14 protein-coding genes are annotated in these 19,726 nt (G+C 41.7%); 6 read left to right on the top strand and 8 right to left on the bottom strand.

Annotated elements, in window-relative coordinates; genetic code table 11:
- Nucleotides 1-775: 775 nt before the first annotated feature.
- Nucleotides 776-2,473 carry an alpha/beta hydrolase gene (locus A4S05_RS32400; protein WP_069073873.1) on the bottom strand — a complete coding sequence of 566 codons (1,698 nt, stop codon included), beginning with the start codon at nucleotides 2,471-2,473 and terminating at the stop codon, nucleotides 776-778.
- Nucleotides 2,474-2,733: 260 nt separating this feature from the next.
- On the opposite strand from A4S05_RS32400, the gene A4S05_RS39640 reads away from it, so the two are divergent.
- Entirely contained in the window at nucleotides 2,734-2,928 is a 195-nt protein-coding gene (locus A4S05_RS39640) for a hypothetical protein (RefSeq protein WP_084227351.1), read from the top strand.
- A 12-nt stretch (nucleotides 2,929-2,940) separates the two neighbouring features.
- On the opposite strand, the gene A4S05_RS32395 is transcribed toward A4S05_RS39640, so the two are convergent.
- From A4S05_RS32395 to A4S05_RS32380, 4 genes are all read right to left on the bottom strand, one after another.
- Nucleotides 2,941-3,864: an ion channel gene (locus A4S05_RS32395; RefSeq protein ID WP_069073872.1), complete on the bottom strand. Its 924-nt coding sequence runs from the start codon at nucleotides 3,862-3,864 to the stop codon at nucleotides 2,941-2,943.
- 164 nt (nucleotides 3,865-4,028) lie between these two features.
- Entirely contained in the window at nucleotides 4,029-4,928 is a 900-nt protein-coding gene (locus A4S05_RS32390; protein WP_084227350.1) for a DUF2382 domain-containing protein, read from the bottom strand.
- 238 nt (nucleotides 4,929-5,166) lie between these two features.
- Nucleotides 5,167-6,024 carry a DUF2382 domain-containing protein gene (locus A4S05_RS32385; RefSeq protein ID WP_069073871.1) on the bottom strand — a complete coding sequence of 286 codons (858 nt, stop codon included), beginning with the start codon at nucleotides 6,022-6,024 and terminating at the stop codon, nucleotides 5,167-5,169.
- A gap of 420 nt (nucleotides 6,025-6,444) precedes the next feature.
- The gene (locus tag A4S05_RS32380; protein WP_069073870.1) at nucleotides 6,445-7,287 is read right to left on the bottom strand and encodes a DUF2382 domain-containing protein; all 843 of its coding nucleotides are present in this window, start codon (nucleotides 7,285-7,287) and stop codon (nucleotides 6,445-6,447) included.
- Nucleotides 7,288-7,564: 277 nt separating this feature from the next.
- Here A4S05_RS32380 and A4S05_RS32375 point away from each other — a divergent pair, with 277 nt between their 5' ends.
- Nucleotides 7,565-8,299: a DUF1995 family protein gene (locus A4S05_RS32375; protein WP_069073869.1), complete on the top strand. Its 735-nt coding sequence runs from the start codon at nucleotides 7,565-7,567 to the stop codon at nucleotides 8,297-8,299.
- 187 nt (nucleotides 8,300-8,486) lie between these two features.
- Here the strand turns inward: A4S05_RS32375 and A4S05_RS32370 are convergent, their stop codons facing one another.
- The 3 genes from A4S05_RS32370 to A4S05_RS32360 form a co-directional block, all read right to left on the bottom strand.
- Nucleotides 8,487-8,822, bottom strand: coding sequence for a XisI protein (locus A4S05_RS32370; protein WP_069073868.1), 336 nt, complete (start codon nucleotides 8,820-8,822; stop codon nucleotides 8,487-8,489).
- Complete coding sequence (locus A4S05_RS32365; RefSeq protein WP_069073867.1) at nucleotides 8,810-9,229, bottom strand: XisH family protein; 420 nt, start codon at nucleotides 9,227-9,229, stop codon at nucleotides 8,810-8,812. Before A4S05_RS32365 ends, A4S05_RS32370 begins: the two co-directional genes overlap by 13 nt.
- A 228-nt stretch (nucleotides 9,230-9,457) precedes the next feature.
- Nucleotides 9,458-12,460 (bottom strand): zinc-dependent metalloprotease, encoded by a 3,003-nt coding sequence (locus tag A4S05_RS32360; RefSeq protein ID WP_069073866.1) that lies wholly within the window; start codon nucleotides 12,458-12,460, stop codon nucleotides 9,458-9,460.
- Nucleotides 12,461-13,006: 546 nt separating this feature from the next.
- On the opposite strand from A4S05_RS32360, the gene A4S05_RS32355 reads away from it, so the two are divergent.
- From A4S05_RS32355 to A4S05_RS32340, 4 genes are all read left to right on the top strand, one after another.
- Complete coding sequence (locus tag A4S05_RS32355; protein ID WP_069073865.1) at nucleotides 13,007-14,776, top strand: pentapeptide repeat-containing protein; 1,770 nt, start codon at nucleotides 13,007-13,009, stop codon at nucleotides 14,774-14,776.
- 124 nt (nucleotides 14,777-14,900) lie between these two features.
- Nucleotides 14,901-15,971 (top strand): LOG family protein, encoded by a 1,071-nt coding sequence (locus A4S05_RS32350; protein ID WP_069073864.1) that lies wholly within the window; start codon nucleotides 14,901-14,903, stop codon nucleotides 15,969-15,971.
- Nucleotides 15,972-16,582: 611 nt separating this feature from the next.
- Nucleotides 16,583-17,905 carry a D-alanyl-D-alanine carboxypeptidase gene (locus A4S05_RS32345; RefSeq protein WP_069073863.1) on the top strand — a complete coding sequence of 441 codons (1,323 nt, stop codon included), beginning with the start codon at nucleotides 16,583-16,585 and terminating at the stop codon, nucleotides 17,903-17,905.
- A gap of 288 nt (nucleotides 17,906-18,193) precedes the next feature.
- Complete coding sequence (locus A4S05_RS32340; RefSeq protein ID WP_069073862.1) at nucleotides 18,194-19,408, top strand: HhoA/HhoB/HtrA family serine endopeptidase; 1,215 nt, start codon at nucleotides 18,194-18,196, stop codon at nucleotides 19,406-19,408.
- The last annotated feature ends 318 nt before the right edge of the window (nucleotides 19,409-19,726 follow it).

Raw genomic sequence — 19,726 nt, 5'->3', positions numbered from 1 at the left:
ATTCCTCATAATTGTCTATACGAGGCAGAAATTTCTCGTTTTTAATCCGTCAAACCCTAACACAATTGACTGAATGCATGTAGCTCATAGATTTTATGTCTCCTAGATCCGAGCGCTCATCAGCATCGTTGTCATACACACGTTAGCAATTAAATCAAGGTATTGCAATATTCTTTAATAAGGATTTCTTAATACTTCTTAACGACAAGCATATATATATAAAAGATTTTATTAAATAAGTTTTTATGAATCCCTCAGTACAAATATCTTAATTCCCTGACAAAGAGCTACTTTTTTGGGAAATTGCTATGTCTAATTCACAGCTTAGAGACAAAAAAGACATATAGCATTTTGCCTTATGGTTGCAATAGTTAGTTCCAAATAAACTCACAGAATTACATCAGTAAATTTACTGTTTTATTGAAAATACAGGTTGATGATTTTTATTTTTTGAAAAGAGTAGGAGTAGGCTAAATGATTGTCTTGAATTATCAACCAAACTTTAAGACAAATGCTAATTTCTTTAGGTTTAGCTTTGAGTTTATCAAAGTAAGGCTTGAGACTTGCCTTGTCTATAGCAAACTTCAATCATCCATCAACAATAAGATCCCCAAATTATTAGAGGATTTGGGGATCTGAACTGTAAGTCAATATGATTCCTAATTGATGATTATGCCTAAAGCTACACTCCGTATATTTACGTAATTAGTAATTATCCCCGCAGTTCAATCGGCTTACTCTTTCCTCCTGCCTCCTGCCTCCTGCCTTCTGCCTCCTAAAAAGAAGTAGGTTGAGGATTTGATGCTTTGCTTGACTGGGGATTTGAGCCATTCCAAATTTGATTGAATTGATCTACTGGCAATGACTGTAAAAGACTGAGATTAAGCGGCTCTTTACTGATGAATGTGCCGTAGGAGGGCTGCAAATAAGAACGGTATTCAGGGCGGTTGAGGATATGGGTTTCTACAAAAGCTAGGCTAAGGGCGTTGAGATAGGAATAAACAGCATCACGATCGGGGCCCAGCAAAGCAGGTGGCACAGGTAAAACATTGTTTTCAGCAGTAGGTTCAGCGATCGCAGAAAAATGGGTAGCGTTTTCGATCAAAGCCAGGTACTTATTGGAGTCCGAAAGCCAGGTAAAGGGACGAATTTGCTCAAATACGGGTGGGGCAAAAATATCTTGACTACCTGCTACCAGCATTACCGGAATTTTAATTTGACTGACTCCCCACTGACCCAAAATTGAACTATCAATGGGATTAATCGCAATGATGGCCTTGATGCGATCGTCTTTGAGGTCATAATTTCCTGGAGGTAACTCAGTTGCTTGACACTGCAAAATCAGCGACAAATTAAACGATGAATTATTGGGATTACAATCTTGGCGCAATTGCTCAAAGTTAATCTTTGCTCCTGCTAGAGCCAAAACCGTATAACCGCCAAAGGAATGACCGATCGCCCCAATTTGCTGAAAATTGAGTTTTCCTTGGAGGGTAGGATCAGATTTATCTAGACGTTCGAGTTCATTGAGTAGATATTTGATATCCAAAGGTCGGTTGATAAATTCTGCTGCTTCTGGCGGCCCCGCCAAACCTGCAAAATATTGTTGAATGCGTTCGGCATTACTACCAGGGTGTTCCAGAACAGCAACGGCAAAACCATAAGATGCTAAATGTTCTGCCAGGTAGACAAAGGGAGAACGGTCTGAGGCGACACCATGAGAAATGACAATCAGGGGAAAGGGGGGTGATGGAGAGTTTTGAGTTTTGAGTTGTAAGTTTTGAGTTGTAGGTAAATAGATATCCACAGGTAGACGGCGATTGCGAGAAAAGTCATTTAGCTCCAAGGTTTTTTTCTGCGAGCGGAATTGTCCTGGCGATCGCAAATCTAGTTTTTTCGAGAAGTCAACAGTTGAATTTGCTGCTTGTGCGATCGCTTCTTTTTGAAGAGAGGCAACAACTTCATCCTTTCTTTTGAGCAATTGCGACAAGTCATCGACTATCCTTAACCCCTCTGTGAAATTCACCCGCATAGTATTGCTGGGAAATTTACGCAGCAAATTCACAACCGTTAAACCCTCTTGATCAGCAGCAGACAAAATCAAAGAGGCACGTATAGCATAGAAACCATTATTTCGAGACTCAGTGAGAAGTAATTCTCCTAGACGTTGCATCAGCTGTTCGCCTATAGGTGAGTAGGTAACTTGAGATACTAGTGTAGGAGTTACATTGAACCTTTGCTGGAGTAGATCCCGCAGTTGAGCAACTTGTTCAGGAGTAGCACGACTAGCGTAAAAGGAAAGTTCGTCATCGATTTTGCCTTCTTTAGCAAAAGTTTCTAGCGAGTCCACAGATAAAGAGAATTCGCCAAAAGGAGGGTAAAAAAAGCTAATGCGTTCAGCTCCCAATCCGGGAGTAGCAGTCAAGAACGTAGATAGTAAACCTAAACCCACATATCTCAAAAATTTTTTCATTAGAAAAACCCACTGTCTAACCCTGCCAAACAATTTTGGGCAGAGAGGAAAGCGGGGCGGGATCTATAGCCGCTTTCCTGTTTACACAGGCTAAAAGCACAAGAAAGCAAGTACTTACATCCATAGTTTCGCATATACGCAATAATCAGCACTGAATTAAATTTCAGGATGGTAGGCTAGCACATCATGGGTAGCAAATTTTTCAGCCAAACAGCATCAGTAGCGCGATAATTATTAATATAGAGATCAAAATACGTTATATGTCCTTCGCCTCCTGCCCCTCTTGTGTTGTCGTCCTCAACCAACAACAAGAGCAAAACATCTCGCACCAAAACCAGTGCCAGGATGTGCCAGTTAACCACAGTAAGAGCATAGTTAAAAGTTGCACTGTAGTTGAAAATGGTCGCGTGGTCGTTAAACCCTTACAACCACAACTCAATCAGACTTCCGAATAACTTTCAGAAATTTCAACTATTTTCATCTAAAGGTAAAACATCGTGGAAGCGATTGTAATCAATGTAGCGATGTCCATCGGGTGTGTGGTAAAAGATATCGGCAAATTGATTGTTCCACAAAATCTCATTAGCACCATAACTATGACGGGCATGAACAACCTGTGCAACCGTTTCATCAATGCCACTCAAAGAGATAATCACTATAGTATTTGTCTGGGTTAACGATTCTGGTGTCATCCCATATAGAGGACTAAACTCATCAATGACATGCATCACTGACCAGCTTAATGTGAAGCTAGGCGTTTGGCTCCTCAGAAGTTTGAGATCGTAGAATCGACGCATGAATTGCCCTTCTAGGGTTACTTCGTCGCGCATCAAGTAGACTCGCATTTGCGCCTCCAGAATCATATTGCGACGCCGATTAGCCGTGCGAAATATGAGAGTTGGCATTGCATCATGAGATGTAATTACTGCTACACGACTAAAAAGCACACGGGCTGTAGGTCTAGAGAATCGAGCAAACGCGAGTCCTGTCATCACAGCAATTCCCACCAAACCGATCATTGCTTCAATGGTGACAATAATGTTGGCGTAAGTTGTTTTAGGATACATTGCCCCATAGCCGATGGATGCTAGGGTTTGGACGCTAAAGAAGAAGACATCTAAAAAAGAGCCAGGTCGGGCGTTGGCAATACAATCTCCTCCTATTAAGTAAGCTAGGGCAAATAGAGCATTAATAGTTATATAAAAAGTACAAATCAGGATCAGAAAGCCAGTCCAGGGAATCGTTAGCAGGAGATGATAGGGATCGCGCCAGTAGGAATGCCATACACCCATACCCATAATCTCAAATTTTCCATCTCGAACTTGAATCTGAATCGGTGGGATTAGATGCTGTTGTTTCTTCCGTGAAAGTCTCTTCAGTCGAAATTTCATTGCAAGTAGCCAAAAGAACGGCAACTGCTTAGTATTGTAAATTAAGTTGCTTTAGAGACATTCCACACTATCCACAAAAGAACGGAAATTTCAACTTTTTTTCCTCAAATCAGCAAAAAAATAGGGTGGACAATGCCCACCCTAGTAATTTATCTGCTAGAAACTTATTTTTCTGGTTTTAGTGATTGACCTTTAGAACAGCGGTCAAACCACTCCTGGTATTTTTTCTGGTGTGACTCATCTTCAACAGCAATGGTCACTCGCACTCGCTTGCAGCCGTGATTTTGCTCTAGTGCGATCGCATTCAATAATAAACTAGCAATTTTAGGTGAACTAAATTCGCTGCTTACCGTTAAACTGCTGTCAAGACCTGTAAATTCAAGTCTTTCTACATCGGTCAAGTCAACGCCAGCAATTTCTCCCTCCCCTAAATCAATTTCTGCGAGTTGTTTGTGTTCTGGGCTAACTTGTTCCACAATCAGCTTTTCACGCCGGACAGGAACTTGTATCATCCGGGTTTCAACTACTTTGCGAACAATTACCTCACCAACTTTACGCTTACTGCTTTCAATAACTAGTCGTTCTTCTAATAGACGAATAATATGTTCTTCAGTAGCCTGCTCTAAATTTACGGGATCAATTAGGCTATTTGTAGTTTGATTATTCGCTAGTTGCTCAGTTGAGTTGCGATCGCCTGGTTTTTCTGTTTCTAAATATTCAGGCATATACTCTATTTCTGATTTGTTTAAGTCTATGAAAACAGATTTATTCGGCTTGTCAATTTGTTTTATTCTCTGGCTCTGCAAGCGAAATAAAGAAGTATGCTTATCGGCTAACTGCTGACCATATTCTACAGTTTTTTGATTAATCTGCCTAGATATAACTAAGTTTAGGCGACGATTATCATCCACAATTAAATCATGAACTCTTCCTACTAACTGACCTTGCTTATCAAAGACAGCAAAATTGTTCACCTTCTTTCTTAACTCTGCCAGTGAGGTGCTAGTAGTGCCAGGGTTACCATTTGACTGTCTAATGTTTTTTGCCATCAGTTGGCTATTCATATACAAAATTTATGAACTGCTTTCTATTTAGCTAGATTAAATTAGTCACATTGATACCAGAAAAGGTTTGCGATAGATATATTTATTCAAGCTACATCAAGAGTAAAATTCGCAATCCCAAATCTAAAGTGGCATCAATCATTGCAAGCACAGGTAAGGCTAATTCATTCAACAGCCTTACCTGCACTGTGTCGAATTAATTATTAGTCATTAGCTAGTAACTAATGACTATATTTAGTTAGCGTTCTTGAATCGGAAGATTACCAGAATTTACATCTAACTCTTCACGACGCACAGTTTCTTGAGTTTCAACTGTGTCTTGATCTACCACTTTTCTCACTCTAACTTCTTCACGCAAAAATGCTTCTTTGCGAACATCAGGAGTTTCTTCGTGGATTTCTATGCGAGCAACTTCGCCTTCACGGAAATCTGCTTCGCGTGCAGAGACAGATGCACCCGCATCTGTTGGAGTTACACGTTCAATCACAACTCGTTCTCTTTCTATGGGCACTGCAACGCGTGCAGTATCAGTCTCAACATGCTTGCCAATTGTTACTTCTCCAGTCTTTTGGCGTCGTTTACTGGCAATCAGCCGTTCTTCATACAATCTCAGAGTTTGATGATCTTGTTCATTTAGCCCGTATAAAGAAGGTTCACGTTCGTAATTGTAGTTATCACGGGCGTAAGTGGGTGTTGTATCTAATGGTGCTGAAGCTTCTACAGAAGGGGTGTTATCTGTGGGTTGGCGATATACACCACGCACCCGTTCTTCATAGTCGTAATCAAGGGTTTGACGTTCATTAAACTCAGGTAAATCTTCTGCTTGCTCTCTAGTCAAGCCAATTGTGTACACGCGCTCAACGTTATAGTCGATACGAGCACGACCGAGTGGTAGCAATACTTTCTTACCAAAAATCCAGAAGCCTAAGTCAACAACTAGATAGCGAAAATGGCCTTCCTCGTCAACTAAAACGTCGCTGACAGTGCCAATTTTTTCATCAGTTCCTTGTGTATATACTCCAAGCCCATTAATATCGTGACCTTCAAAGGTTTCCCGGTAGTTAGGCTCAAAATCTTCTAATTTGTAAAGAACCATTATATTTAGCCTCAAAAATTTTCTCTTCATCTCTTAATAACTAAACTAGACATTTTTGGATTTGTATACCTCCTTCTGGCGAATGAATTTTTTCCAAGGCTAAATAATCAAAAGTTATAGGAAGTGTTTATCAACATAGCTAAATAAAGATATACAAATTGCGAGTTCTTCATTTTTTTTGTAAATATCTAGACTTGATAAATGGATTTACCAAGATATTAAAATACTCGCAAAAATTTTTACATCTTGACGCTGTTTATCAAGATGTAAATTCTTAAAAAGTTAAAAAGAATTATTTAGATGGAGGATTCACGGAATAACCGAAACAAAGCAATTCCCCATCTAAAATGTAAAATGGTATAACTTTAGCTGGATGATTATTTTAGATAAATCTCCCAACCAAACTTATTAATTAGCTAATTAAATAGCTTCATGTGTAGTCATCCCATTTTCTTGCACATTTAAATTACCCGCAGTATCAACATCTAACTCTTCTCGACGAACGGTGTCTTGTGCTTCCACAGTGTCCCGTTCTATTACTTTCTTGACCCGGACTTCTTCACGCACAAAGGCTTCTTTATGTATCTCAGGCGTTTCTTCATACACTTCTATGCGTGCTACTTCCCCTTCTTGAAACTTAATTTCATTGGGATCTAAAACCTTTCCTGCTTCTGTTGGCATGACTCGCTCAATCAGAACTCGTTCTTTTTCAATAGGTATTGTAACGCGTGCAGTTTCTATTTCAATGTGCTTGCCAACGGTTACTTCTCCAGTTTTTATGCGGTGTTTGTTGGCAATTAATCGTTCTTCATAGAGTCTAAAAGTTTGATCGGATTGCTCATTCAAACCGTATAAATCTGGATCTTTCTGATAATTGTATGTATTGCGATCGTAGGTCACACCGCTGTTTGAAGAACGAAATACACTACGGACATTTTCTTCGTAATCCTTATCAAGGATCGTATCTTCTTTATGATCGGGTAAATTTTCTACTTGCTGTCTGCTTAACCCATCAACATAGACGCGTCTTTCTGGATAATTGATCCGGCAAAGACCAATTGGGAGCAATATCTTTTTGCTAATAAAATCTAAGCTGACATCAATAATTAAATACCGAAAACGACCATCGTCATCAACTAAAACATCAGCCACGGAACCAATTCTTTCTCCTCCCTGAGTATAAAGATCCAGCGCTTTAATGTCGTCTCCGCCAAAACTATCGAGATACTTTTGGTCAAAATGTTCAAGTTTATGAAGAGGCATATACTTTTACCTAAGTAGTTTATAAGGTTTATTTAATAGTGTAAAAAATATTGTGATAAGTCTCCTCCTGCTGGCGACTGAGTTCAGTTGAGATATTTGATGATTTATAATTCATACTTGATGAGAAAATACTCAAATTGAACACTGTTGAGAATCAATAGAGATATAACTAAAGTTATAAAAATAAGACATTATACTGGTATAAAATATTTTTTCAACGGAAATTAAGAGCCAATACTGAAACAATGGGAGTAGACACTAGAGCACCATGTAGATTATGAGTGAACTTCCAAATAGTCTTGAAGATGCGATCGCCCAATCTCGTATAGCCGTTCAAGCTGCCCTTGCAGATGGCTGTACTCGCATACAAGTTGAGTTCCTGTTCCCAGAACTCAAGTTTATGCCGGTGGCGGAACAATTTCTGCCACTGTTTACAGAATATGATTCCCGTTTGAAGATTTTCTTTGCTGACGCTGGGGCTGCGGCTCTCGCCCGCCGCAATTGGGCTGATGCACCATTTCAAATTTTGGATATCGGTACGGGAAGGGCTGCTTCCTTGCAGACAAAAATTCAGCCAGAGGATGAAATTTTCTTATTCATCGCCCCCACATCTGTAGAAGTACCGCAGTTGGAAAAGTTATGTGAAGTAATAGGCGATCGCCCTTTAGTTTTTTTAAATCCCCGTTTAGAAGATTCCGGGGTTGTGGGCATTGGTTATGCAGCAAGAAAAACTCGTGAACGTTTCACCAATACCATTGAATCCTGTTATTACCTGCGCCCCATAGATGATCAAAGTGCCCTACGTCGTTGCTACCCAGGACAATGGGAAGTTTGGCTGGAAACAGGTGGCGAATATCAAAGAATTGCTGAATTACCCACAAAACCATCGGGTGATGATTTGGATCTCATCCTTTTAAAAGGACAACAACAAACAACAACAGATGCGACACCTGCGAGAAAGCCGAGTGTGTTTAAGAGTTTGCAACGGTTCTTAAAGGCGTTGAGTAGTTAGGATAATGCAGAGGTAGCAGGCGGAAACTAACTTTCTCATCTGCTGCCTCATCTTGAGTTTTCTATACATAAACTTGATGCAGAAAACCCCGTATATTGTGCGACATTGCCAAGGCGTGGGACAAGAACCTAATGTGCCTCTTACATCAGAGGGTGATCTCCAAGCGATCGCTCTAACTGATTTGTGATTAACTCACAGCATAATCTGTATACTGCCGGATGTAAGGTGGGTGAAATCCAACTACAATATCGTTTTTTGGTACTCCCATCGCCGCAAGTTGCTCACCTACATCCTCTTCTGTGCCATTCCACTGAATCCAAATTTTGCCATTTTTGATATCAAAATGCATCACAGGGCCAAAAATCCTACGTCTATTTTGCCAACCAATATATATCAGTTGGTAATGGTCTTGTTCTACGTCAAAAATTGTTTGAGCTTCAATTTCATTATTAGAGGAGGCGCGTTGAGCATATTCTGTAAGTAATTGCCGAATACACTTTCGATATTTATCTAAATCTGCCATCGGCTAATTTCCTCCGTTTCCACATCATAAACTATCAGATTAATTTGACTACGCTGGATAATACTTTTAATAAATGGTTTATTTAAAAAATCGTTATAAGTGTTTAAGGGTACTGCTAAATACAAAACTCGCTCAGAATCTATCTCTTCTAACGCATATCGATAATTAATAAATTGTCCCACCGCAGTATGAAACTCAGAAATAGTTGAAGTACCGATAAAACTTTTAACTTCAACCGCTATTATTTGTCCCTCTCTTTCTGCCGCAATAATTCTCTCTGCTCCCAAATCGATGTACATATCGGTAATATTTTCTATGCGAATTAGCAAAGGATCATGAGTAATTCGCCACCCATCCTTTTGTAATGCCGATTTCACAACATTGTGAAATTTATCTCTAGCTGACATAAACTATTTTTTCAGCCTGTATGAGCATTCTAAATATATTTAGCCAAAATTAGGGGATAGAGAAGAGAAGTAAAGAATTAATATAGGAATCCGCTTTGATTTCTGAACGAATTTGCGTAGACAGGCAATCTTGCTACAGGCAACAGTCAAGAAGGCTTCTTAGTTGTACTGAGTTTTTTCCGAAATCAAATATGAGTCCTATAGTAAAATTCCTTACTTCTATCTTTTTTAATTCCCTTGCAACGGGGCGTTTAAGACTTTCTCGATGCGATCGCGCGTTTCTAGTAAGTGCGCTTTGGTGTATTCATCATCTGAATTAACCCCCTTAAGTTTCTCATCTAGTTGTTTGAGTTTATACCAAGCTAGAGTACGAGCATCTTCAGGAACATATTCTTTTCGCAAGACCATACCAGTCAAAATGTCCAGATATTGACGCTGCAAGCCTCGCCGTAAACTGGTAATCTTCATTGGTTTACCTTTTGGTTTGATGACTTCCGTCCAAATACCTGATTGCAAAGTTTCAAATAGTTCAGGTAGAGTCAGTGCATTTTCGGGCTTTGTTTTGAGTTCAATATCCTTGAGGCGAGAGAGGCGATCGCCTGAGAATAAATCCCGCAACACAGAACCCTGCATCAGTAGCACTAAGTCATGAATTGGATAATCCAAACGACCAACTTGAGGAGAACTACCCCAATGTCGCCAACGAGAAGGTGCTAATTTATTCAGTAATTCTGGTGAAAAACTCAGAGCATCTTCTGCAAACACATATTTTTGCAGCGTTTCTAAGGCCTCCCGTTGTTGTTCAACTGGTACTGGTTCAAATGGTAATCGTTTTTGGCCGACTCCAGAGACGTTATCGGAGGCTATCTCGCCAGGACGGATGCGATAGAAAGATTGTCCCCCAATATATTTTGTGGTGTAATATATCTGCTGGAAATAGTTACCCAAGACTGTGCTAAAACGTTCGCTCACATCGCTGTAACTATCACCAGCTAATGGGAAACGTTTATCGAGACGTTCCCACATCACCCGCGAATTATTCAATTGCCACTGAGAATAAAGCAGCACATTGCCACTGTTATCCCAAGCATTGGCAGTTGGGTCAAGGTCATAGACATCTTCGTCTGTGGAATAACTCAACTCTGGCTTGTAAGATTCTCCTGCAATTTCCTCCAAAATTGGCTTTTCTGCTAGAGGAGTTGATGTTTGAATTGGTATGTAACCATACTTAATCGCCCATTCATCATAAACACCCACCATACTGGGAAAATAATCTCCCTGTTTTGTCCCTTGAGGGGCAATATTTGGGGGAATATAGTCCATCACAGAAGTTGTCAAACCTTTAGTTTTGGTAATTTCCGTATTATTCATTTCCTCCGGTGCTAGCAGTGTACTACCACGGAAGTTATGACGTAAACCAAGAGTATGTCCAACTTCGTGAGCAATGATTAAACGTAAGTATTGATTGATATATTCTTTCACCTGATCTGGAGTGGCCATAGTATCTGGCAGCAGTGACATCGCCAATGAACCAACGGCAAACTGGTTAGCAGCTTCCATCCCGTAGCATAAATCGTACTCGCCTGCCATTTTCGATAAACGACTCAACAACCCCTGTTCCCCTTGCATTTGCTGGGGCATACCATTGTTTTTCGCATCTAAACCATTAGCGCAAAGTAGACGATTTTGCATCAAAGCTGATAAAGTAGTGAGATTTTGTGTTTGGCTAGATTGTTGGCTAGGTTGGACGATTTTGCGATACTCACTCTTTAGTAGCCTGACAAAGCTGGCATCTACGAGAATATCTGCATCCAAAATTTCTCCAGTCAGGGGGTTAACGCGGGATGGCCCCATTGCAAAGTATCCATCGACTGTGTTAATCCAGCGAATCGTGTTGTAACGAATATCTGCTGGGTCCCATGTGGCATCATCTGGCATTTGGCGGACTTCAATTGCATCCTTGAATCCCGCTTTGAGAAAGGCTTTGTTCCACATCAACACGCCTTCTTTCATCGCATCGCGGTATTCTAAAGGGACAGCGTTATCAATCCAGAAAACAATCGGTTTTTTGGGTGGAGAAATTTTTGCTTTTGGGTCTTGTTTTTCCAAATGCCAGCGATTGATGTAGCGGACAAAAGAATCGCCGCGATCGTCTTTGGATAAGTCTTGGTAGGCGGTGATGAAATAGCCGATGCGATCGTCAGCAATACGCGGTCGATAATCTTTATCAGGTAGTTGGGAGAGACTATAGTGGACACGCAGGGTAAAGCCACGGTTGTCAGCTAGCGACGCAAAGCTTGCTATTTCACTTTCACGGCCAGTACCACCAGAGAAATTCAAAACTGATTCTATTTCTAAATTTTGGGGGAAAGCTTTAGCAGTACCAAAATAAGACTGGTCTGTGCTTCCTGGGACTCCTAAACTTACAGATAATCCAGCTAAATCTGTCAGTAGCAAATCACCCAAGTCGATAAGGAAAGTTTTGCGTTGTGGATGAATACTTTTAATGGAAATGCTGTAGAGAACAGAGTCACTAAAAGACCGGGCTAGCGATCGCGCCTGGGGATCTCCCTCACGAGTACGAAAATTGACATTACGGATGACAAAGTGTAGTTTATCATCCACCCGTTGGAAATAAAACAAAAAATCTTGTAGAGGCATACCGCTGTAAATACCCCGTTCGCCAATACCTGATTCCAGCGTTGCCGTAGCTAGGTAATTTTTATTGAGTTGCTCTGGCTTAATTTCTAGATAAATTTTATTCTTTTCTTTATTGCGATAAAGGGTGAATAATCCCCCTGACTTTTGGGTATCTTTGATTACTTCGTCAAATGCCTCTAAATCATCCTTTGCTACTGGTTTACTAGGATTAGGCTTGGCATTCGGTTTTGCAACTTGTAAAAATGGTTGCTGCCCTGCTTTTTTAGGATCTTTTACTACCCAAATGAACGGTTGAGGCTGTGCATGTTTATTTTGATTAACTACCCAAACTTGTCCCGAAGGTAGCTTCTTTTCCTGAGAAATATTAGTATTTTTTAGCGATAAAGCTGCTGTCATTAACTGATTATGAGATTTCTCTGCAATTCTGTCTGTAACTACCCCTTTTACAATTTTATGTTTGACTGACAACTCGGTATCAACTTTGTTAAAAGATGGTGACTTGGCACTAGCCGTTGTTATCCCTAAAAATAAACCCTGTAACAAAATCATATAAAAGCTTAATTTGTTCATCGCATCTATTCCCCGATAACTATCACGCAATTAATTTTGAACTTTTGTAAAGCTATATAGCCTAATCTTTACCCATTCTCTTAGCTGCTTTATATTAAGCAATAAACTTTTGACTTCAATTTTAGTTGCCATCCTTCAGTTTTTCTATGCTGTTTTAGTGTAGGATTTCTCCTAACAATTGCCTCTTCAAGAAACAGTAAGCATTATTTTTACATCAAACTAGTAAACTTCTTGGGAAAAAAGCATAACAAAATAGCAAAAGCATGGAAATTAGTTGATTTTGGAAAGAATTTTAAGCTAACACTTTATTTACCTCAACAGAAGAAGCTTAATGTTACTACAGATGAGCGAAAAGCCACCCTTCAGGAAGGCTGTTGGCAAATGCACAAGAAGTAGCTCGTCATAGACATAGCCAACTGATGATTTTTTTAATATAGTATTTGTTTATACTCTTGATTGTTGGCAATGAATAGCAAACTAGCATAGAAAAAGTTTTAATTCAGGATTATCAAAAACAGTAATTTAAATGTAACAACGGACACAGAAATGTCAACATATTTATCTCAAGTCTGGCAACTGCTGAGAAATTATGTGAGGGGTACAAGGTTGGAAGAGATGCCAAAGACCACATCGCCAGAAACCGAAGCAGTTTTACCTCTAGAAAAAAGTATTAAAGAACCAGATAAAAGCGTTAAATTTGCTCAAGATGATTTGCAGGAATATTTATACTCTCCGAGACTGCAAAAAAGCTTAGAAAAATGGTCAATACCAAAGAGCGGTTTGACTTCTAAGATAGACGATCAGACATTGGGCACTCTACCCTCTGGATTATCCTTTAGAGTGTGCGATCGCCAAATGCATGAAGAAATTTATGATTTACTAGGCAATGGGGCGATGAAACCAGAAATAGTCAGCCAAGTAATGGAATTGGTTGTGACTGGTAAAAAAATTCGCTCAGAACTACTTTTCTGGCGGCTAGAAGATTTTTATCATCGCTGGTGTCAGGGAGAATTTATCGATGGGGCACCAGATGATAACCTACCTCAGAAAAAAAGATTAAAGCTGGCGGCACAAAATATTGCGATCGGTTTGAGACAGGTAGACATATATACAGGTCTAAACGTACTGATTTTACTGTTAGAGTTACACCGCTACGCTCAAGAGCAAGATGAACTCAAACAAAAAATCACCTTCTATCCATCTGCCCAACCAGACACAGACAATTTTTTCACATCTCAACTGCTGCGGATTATTAACTATAGCGATGCTCTGGAAATTGGTAACTTTAGCAGTATAGTCGGGCAATTCCTCAAAGGCGGTAACTTTCAGAGTGCTTACTTAGGCGATGCCAACCTCACTGGGGCAGACTTTAGTGGTGCTGACCTAAGCCTTGCTTATCTCGGCGATGCCAACTTAACTGGCGTAAACTTCAGCGGTGCCAATCTTAGTGGTGCCAACCTTGGGGATGCCAACCTCAGCGGTGCCAACCTCAGCGGTGCTAACCTCAGTGGGGCCGACCTCAGCAGCACCAATCTCAGTGGTGCTAACCTTAGCTGTGCCAACCTCAGCCGTGCCGACCTCAACCGCGCCGACCTCAGCAGTACAAACCTTAGTCGCGCCGACCTTAACCATGCCGACCTCAACCGCGCTGACCTGAGTAGCACCAATCTTAGCCATGCTGATCTAAGTAACGCCATCCTTTTCGGTGCAAATCTGAGTGAAGCCAACCTTAGCAGCGTCAGCTTTAGCTATGCCGATCTTTGCCGCGCCGACCTCAGTGGTGCTGATTTGAGTCACGCCATTCTCAACGGTACTAACCTCAGTGACACAATTCTTTTCAGTACCAACCTTAGTGATGCTATCCTCGTCGCCGCAGACCTCAGCTACGCCAAACTTAACGGAGCCAAACTTAACAATGCCAGACTTAACGGTGCAATGTTCTTAGGTGCCGATCTCAGTGGCGTAGACCTGAGTCGGGTGATTCTCAACGAAGCCGACCTCAGTGGCGTGATTCTGAACGACGCCGACCTCAGTGGTGCCGATCTCACCGACGCCATCCTGTTCGGCACAGACCTCAGCTATGCCAACCTTAACAGTGCTAACCTCAGTGGCAGTAACCTCAGTGGTGCTATTCTCAATGGTGCGGATCTTAGCCATAGCAACCTCAGTTACGCCATTCTGGGTGGTGCAGACCTCAGCGACGCCAATCTCCAAGAAATGACCTGGGGTAAAAAGCAGCAGTGGGAAGGTGTGCGGGGATTAGATACAGCAGTTAATGTGCCAGAGGCGTTGAGAGAAGAACTGGGATTGAATTGAGAGGAAGCGGGGACAAGGGGAAAGATAAAACCCAAGCTTTGAATGAATATCAGAGGGCTATCTCCCGCTTGCTAGAGTGTAAGTCATTCACGTAAAATATAGTGCCATTGTTGCGGCAGTTCTCATGACCTCATCTGCGTCGTTTGACACATTAGAGTCTTTACAGGCGGATATCGCTGAATTGATCGCTCGTTTACCGACATTAAAAAATCGGCAATTTATTCAGCAAGCACTTGCTACTATTGTTCGTCTAGCTGATACCGAAATTGAGCGCCTCGATTGGAAAATTTTGTCGGCTGCTTTAGCAGATATGGAGCGCGGTTTCCAGCTTTTTTATGATTACCGACACGTTCGCAAAGTTACAATCTTCGGTTCTGCTCGTCTCGCCGCAGATACACCAGAGTACCAAATGGCGCTTGAGTTTGCTCGTGCTGTTTCTGAATTAGGATTCATGGTGATGACCGGCGGTGGCGGTGGGATCATGCAGGCGGGACACGAAGGTGCTGGGCGAGAAAATTCCTTTGGATTAAACATTCAGTTACCCTTTGAACAGGAAGCGAACCCGTTTATAGAAGGTGATCCCAAGTTAATACACTTCAAATATTTCTTTACACGCAAGCTGTTTCTCCTGAAAGAAAGTGATGCAGTAGCGTTGTTTCCGGGAGGCTTTGGCACTCAAGATGAAGCTTTTGAATGCATGACATTAAGCCAGACTGGAAAATTTGGGCCAGTACCTCTAGTTTTAATTGATCGCCCTGGTGGTGATTACTGGCGCTCTTGGAGCGAATATGTTGATAAGCAATTAGTGCAAAATGGTCTTGTCAGCCCCGAAGACCCTAGCCTTTACACAGTGACAGATAATCTGGATGTGGCTTGCGACGCTATCACCCGTTTTTACCAGGTTTATCATTCCAGTCGTTATGTAGGGGATCAATTAGTCATCCGCCTGAAGACAGATATATCAGACGCTCTTGTTGAGCAACTCAATGCTGATTTCAGCAACATTATTGTTAAAGGACGGATTGAAAAAAGTCAGGCATTACCTCAAGAAGCACAAGATGAAACTGTTGGGCTACCCCGCCTCATTTTGTACTTCAATCAACGCGACTTGGGGCACTTATATCAGATGATTGCCACAATTAATCAGATGGGTACTCCTTCAGCAGAGGATGCAGCACATCCAGAAAGAAAATAGATATTAACTAATTCGTAATTCGTAATTCGTAATGACTTTCGCGGACTACTTCTCTCCGAGACGCTAAGAGCGAACGCGCTGCGCTAAGGTAACGTGAGTTCGATGAACCTCTCCCTCTCCGAAACGGAAAGGGAGGAGCAACGAAAAATTCAGCTTTTTGCTCCCCTCTGCGTGTCAGAGAGGGGTTGGGGTAGAGGTCAAATAAGACTTGTCGAACTCACGTTAAGGTAATTTTAGGGTTTGAATCCTGTATTAAATTCTAAAATTGCTGCTTTATAATTAGTCGGGGTAGGAATCCTTAACTAATTCAATTATGAATTACGAATTACGAATTACGAATTATTTTGATGAGATGCGATCGCTTCATACCTTGATATACATTTTTCTCATAATTAATTCATCCCATTGTCTCAGTTAGAGATTTTTTATTCTCATTAGGCTATCTTCATAAGCAATGGGCATTTTGGCATTGTCAGAGGAGCCACAAAAACAATATTATTCACCCTACTTACAGATGATAAAAACACCAGCTATTATGACTCAATACTGATTAGCGTAAAAAAACTTGTATATTAGCACAGGAAACTTAAATCCTAATAGAGGAATAAAAGATGCTGGAATTATTGGGTTCAGGTTTGGTGTCGCTTTGGCTGGAAATGGCCGGGGTACAAATCAAACCTCTAGATGCCTTAGATGCTTTGACTTGGCAAAGTAGTCCTGGCTTAGTTCTTGCCCCTGATCCCAATCCAACTGGGGCAACTACGGTGCAGGAATATCTGAAAGAGCTAGTAACATCAAAACTAGTCGCCCAAAATCTAGCTGAGAGTCAGGGAATTTGGATGCAGTCGGGGCCGATGCTGATGGCAAATCACCAAGGTACAACACCTCTGCCGGCTGCCTCTTTAACTAAAATTGCCACTTCACTAGTTGCGTTGAAAGCTTGGGGGCCAGATCACCAATTTGATACTTTCGTCAGTGTCACTGGGCCAGTGGTAAAAGGGGTTGTCCAGGGCGATTTGGTGATTACTGGTGGTGGCGATCCTTTGTTTGTTTGGGAAGAAGCGATCGCTCTTGGTAATACTCTCAATAAAATGGGGATCAAGCAGGTAAAGGGAAATTTGATCATTAATGGCAATTTTGCCATGAATTTCCAACGTCAGCCGATGCTAGCCGGTCTAATACTTAAGCAAACACTAAATCGTGCGACTTGGGGACGCCCTGCTGTTTACATACACTCAATCATGCCCAAGGGAACACCCAAGCCTGAAGTCGTGATTGCTGGTGCGGTGAAAGTTGCGGTGCAACCCAATGCTCAACAAACTTTGTTACTACGTCATCGCTCATTACCCTTGAAGCAACTAATTAAGGAAATGAACGTTTACAGTAACAACGATATGGCAGAGATGCTGGCAGAGTCAGTGGGAGGAGCAAGTGTAGTACAATCAACCGCTGCTAGCCTTGCTAGGGTGCCACAAGTGGAAATTCAGTTAATCAATGGTTCCGGCCTAGGACAGGAAAATCGCATTTCCCCCAGGGCTGCTTGTGCAATGTTGATGGCTATTCAAAGGGAAGCAACCACCCATCAACTGAATTTGGCTGACTTGTTCCCTATGTCTGGGTTTGATCGCCGGGGAACACTGCACGCCAGACACATTCCCCCAGCAACCGTGATCAAAACTGGTACTCTCCGCGATGTGAGCGCTTTGGCGGGAGTGATGCCCACACGCGATCGCGGTTTGGTTTGGTTTGCTATTATCAATCGTGGTACAAATCTCTGGGGTTTGCGGACTGGACAAGACCAATTACTGCAAAGTGTTGTTCAACAATTACAAATCCCTCCAACTGTTCCCGCTACTCTCACTCCCCACTCAGCCATCAACTCTTTACCCCAGCTAGGTGCAGCCAGTCGGAATGAAATCTTGAACAAAAGTTAGTTCATCCATAGTCCACCGTTCAAACAGAAAGTCAGACAGTCGAATTCGCAATCCAAAAGTTTTATTGATGGGTGAAAACCGAACTTGTAAAGGGTGAATGTCCATAATAGCTTTTGGGTTAGATTTTCCATTAAGTTGATTACAGATAGTTCGTAAAATGCCCTAACCTAGTATTGGAAAGAGCAGGAGAAACTTGAACTAAAAAGCCAACGTCAATTTTGTAAAAATAACTGTAAATAGATTTGTCACGACTAAGCAACAATTAGGCTTATAAATTAGGTTGTGATTATGCGATTTCCCAAATTATCTCGGTCTCTACGTCAACTCAGTAGTCATGTTTTAGCGATCGCGCTAGGAGTTTTGCTCACGGTTAGCACATTGCAGGTGTTACCATCCCAAGCCGAACCAGCACCTATAGTCACTGCTAGAGATACTTCGGAACTGATTGCCCAACGCCAATCACCAGCCACGGCTGCGATCGGTAGCACCAGCTTTGTCACAGCAGCAGTGAATCGTGTGGGTACAGCAGTTGTCCGGATTGATACTGAGCGGACAATTACTCGTCGCGTTGATCCATTTTTTGAAGACCCGTTTTTCCGCCGTTTTTTTGGTGACGGTTTCCCCCAACAGATGCCTTCTGAGCAGTTACGCGGTTTAGGCTCAGGTTTCATTATTGACAAGAGCGGCCTAGTTTTGACCAATGCTCATGTGGTCGATAAGGCTGATAAGGTAACAGTCAGACTCAAAGATGGTCGCACCTTTGAAGGGAAAGTTCAAGGTATTGATGAAGTTACAGATTTGGCAGTAGTCAAGATTAACGCTGGTAATGATTTACCAGTCGCGCCTTTAGGTTCTTCCACTAATGTACAGGTAGGAGATTGGGCGATCGCAGTTGGTAATCCTTTAGGATTTGATAACACCGTTACCTTGGGAATTGTCAGTACCCTCAAACGTTCCAGCGCCCAAGTCGGCATTAGTGATAAACGCTTGGACTTCATTCAGACAGACGCCGCCATTAACCCTGGTAACTCTGGCGGGCCACTATTAAATGGTCAAGGTGAAGTGATTGGCATTAACACAGCTATTCGTCCTGACGCGATGGGTATTGGGTTTGCAATTCCTATTGATAAAGCCAAGGCGATCGCAGCGCAACTGCAACGTGATGGTAAAGTTGCTCACCCCTACCTAGGTGTGCAAATGCTAACTTTGACACCCGAACTTGCCAAGCAAAATAATACCGATCCCAACTCTCCGATTCAGATACCAGAAATTAATGGTGTTTTTGTCATGCGAGTTGTTCCAAATTCTCCAGCTGCATCTGCGGGTATCCGGCGCGGGGATGTAATTCTGCAAGTTGATGGTAAAGCAATTACCAGTGCTGAACAATTGCAGAATGTTGTGGAAGATAGTCGCCTTGGACAAATATTACAGGTGAAAGTGCAACGGGGTAATCAAACACAGCAGCTTTCAGTCCGCACAGCTGAATTGCAAAATGCTTCGTAGGGGCAAATAGCCAATTTTAATTGTGTGGAATAGTAGGGGTAAAGCACATTGCTCATTGGTGTCAATTTAACGCGAAACCCCACGTCCGCCAGAGAATGAATTCTCTGTCTCATAGCTAAAGTCATCTTCAGATGACTAGATATCCCCAAAAATATTCAGTCTACTTCAGTAGACTTTAGCTATGAGCCAGAGAATTCATTCTCTGGCGGGTTATGAAGCCCGCAGCGCAGCTATTTCTAGCTTAAGTTGACACCGATGAGCATTGCTGTGCCCAAAGCGCGTGTAGTGATATTATCAGATAGTTAGGGCTTGCTGAAA

The sequence above is a fragment of the Nostoc sp. KVJ20 genome, assembly GCF_001712795.1.
GTDB lineage: Bacteria > Cyanobacteriota > Cyanobacteriia > Cyanobacteriales > Nostocaceae > Nostoc.
The sequence above is the reverse complement of the archived record's forward strand: the minus strand, read 5'-3'. Positions and strand labels throughout refer to the sequence as shown.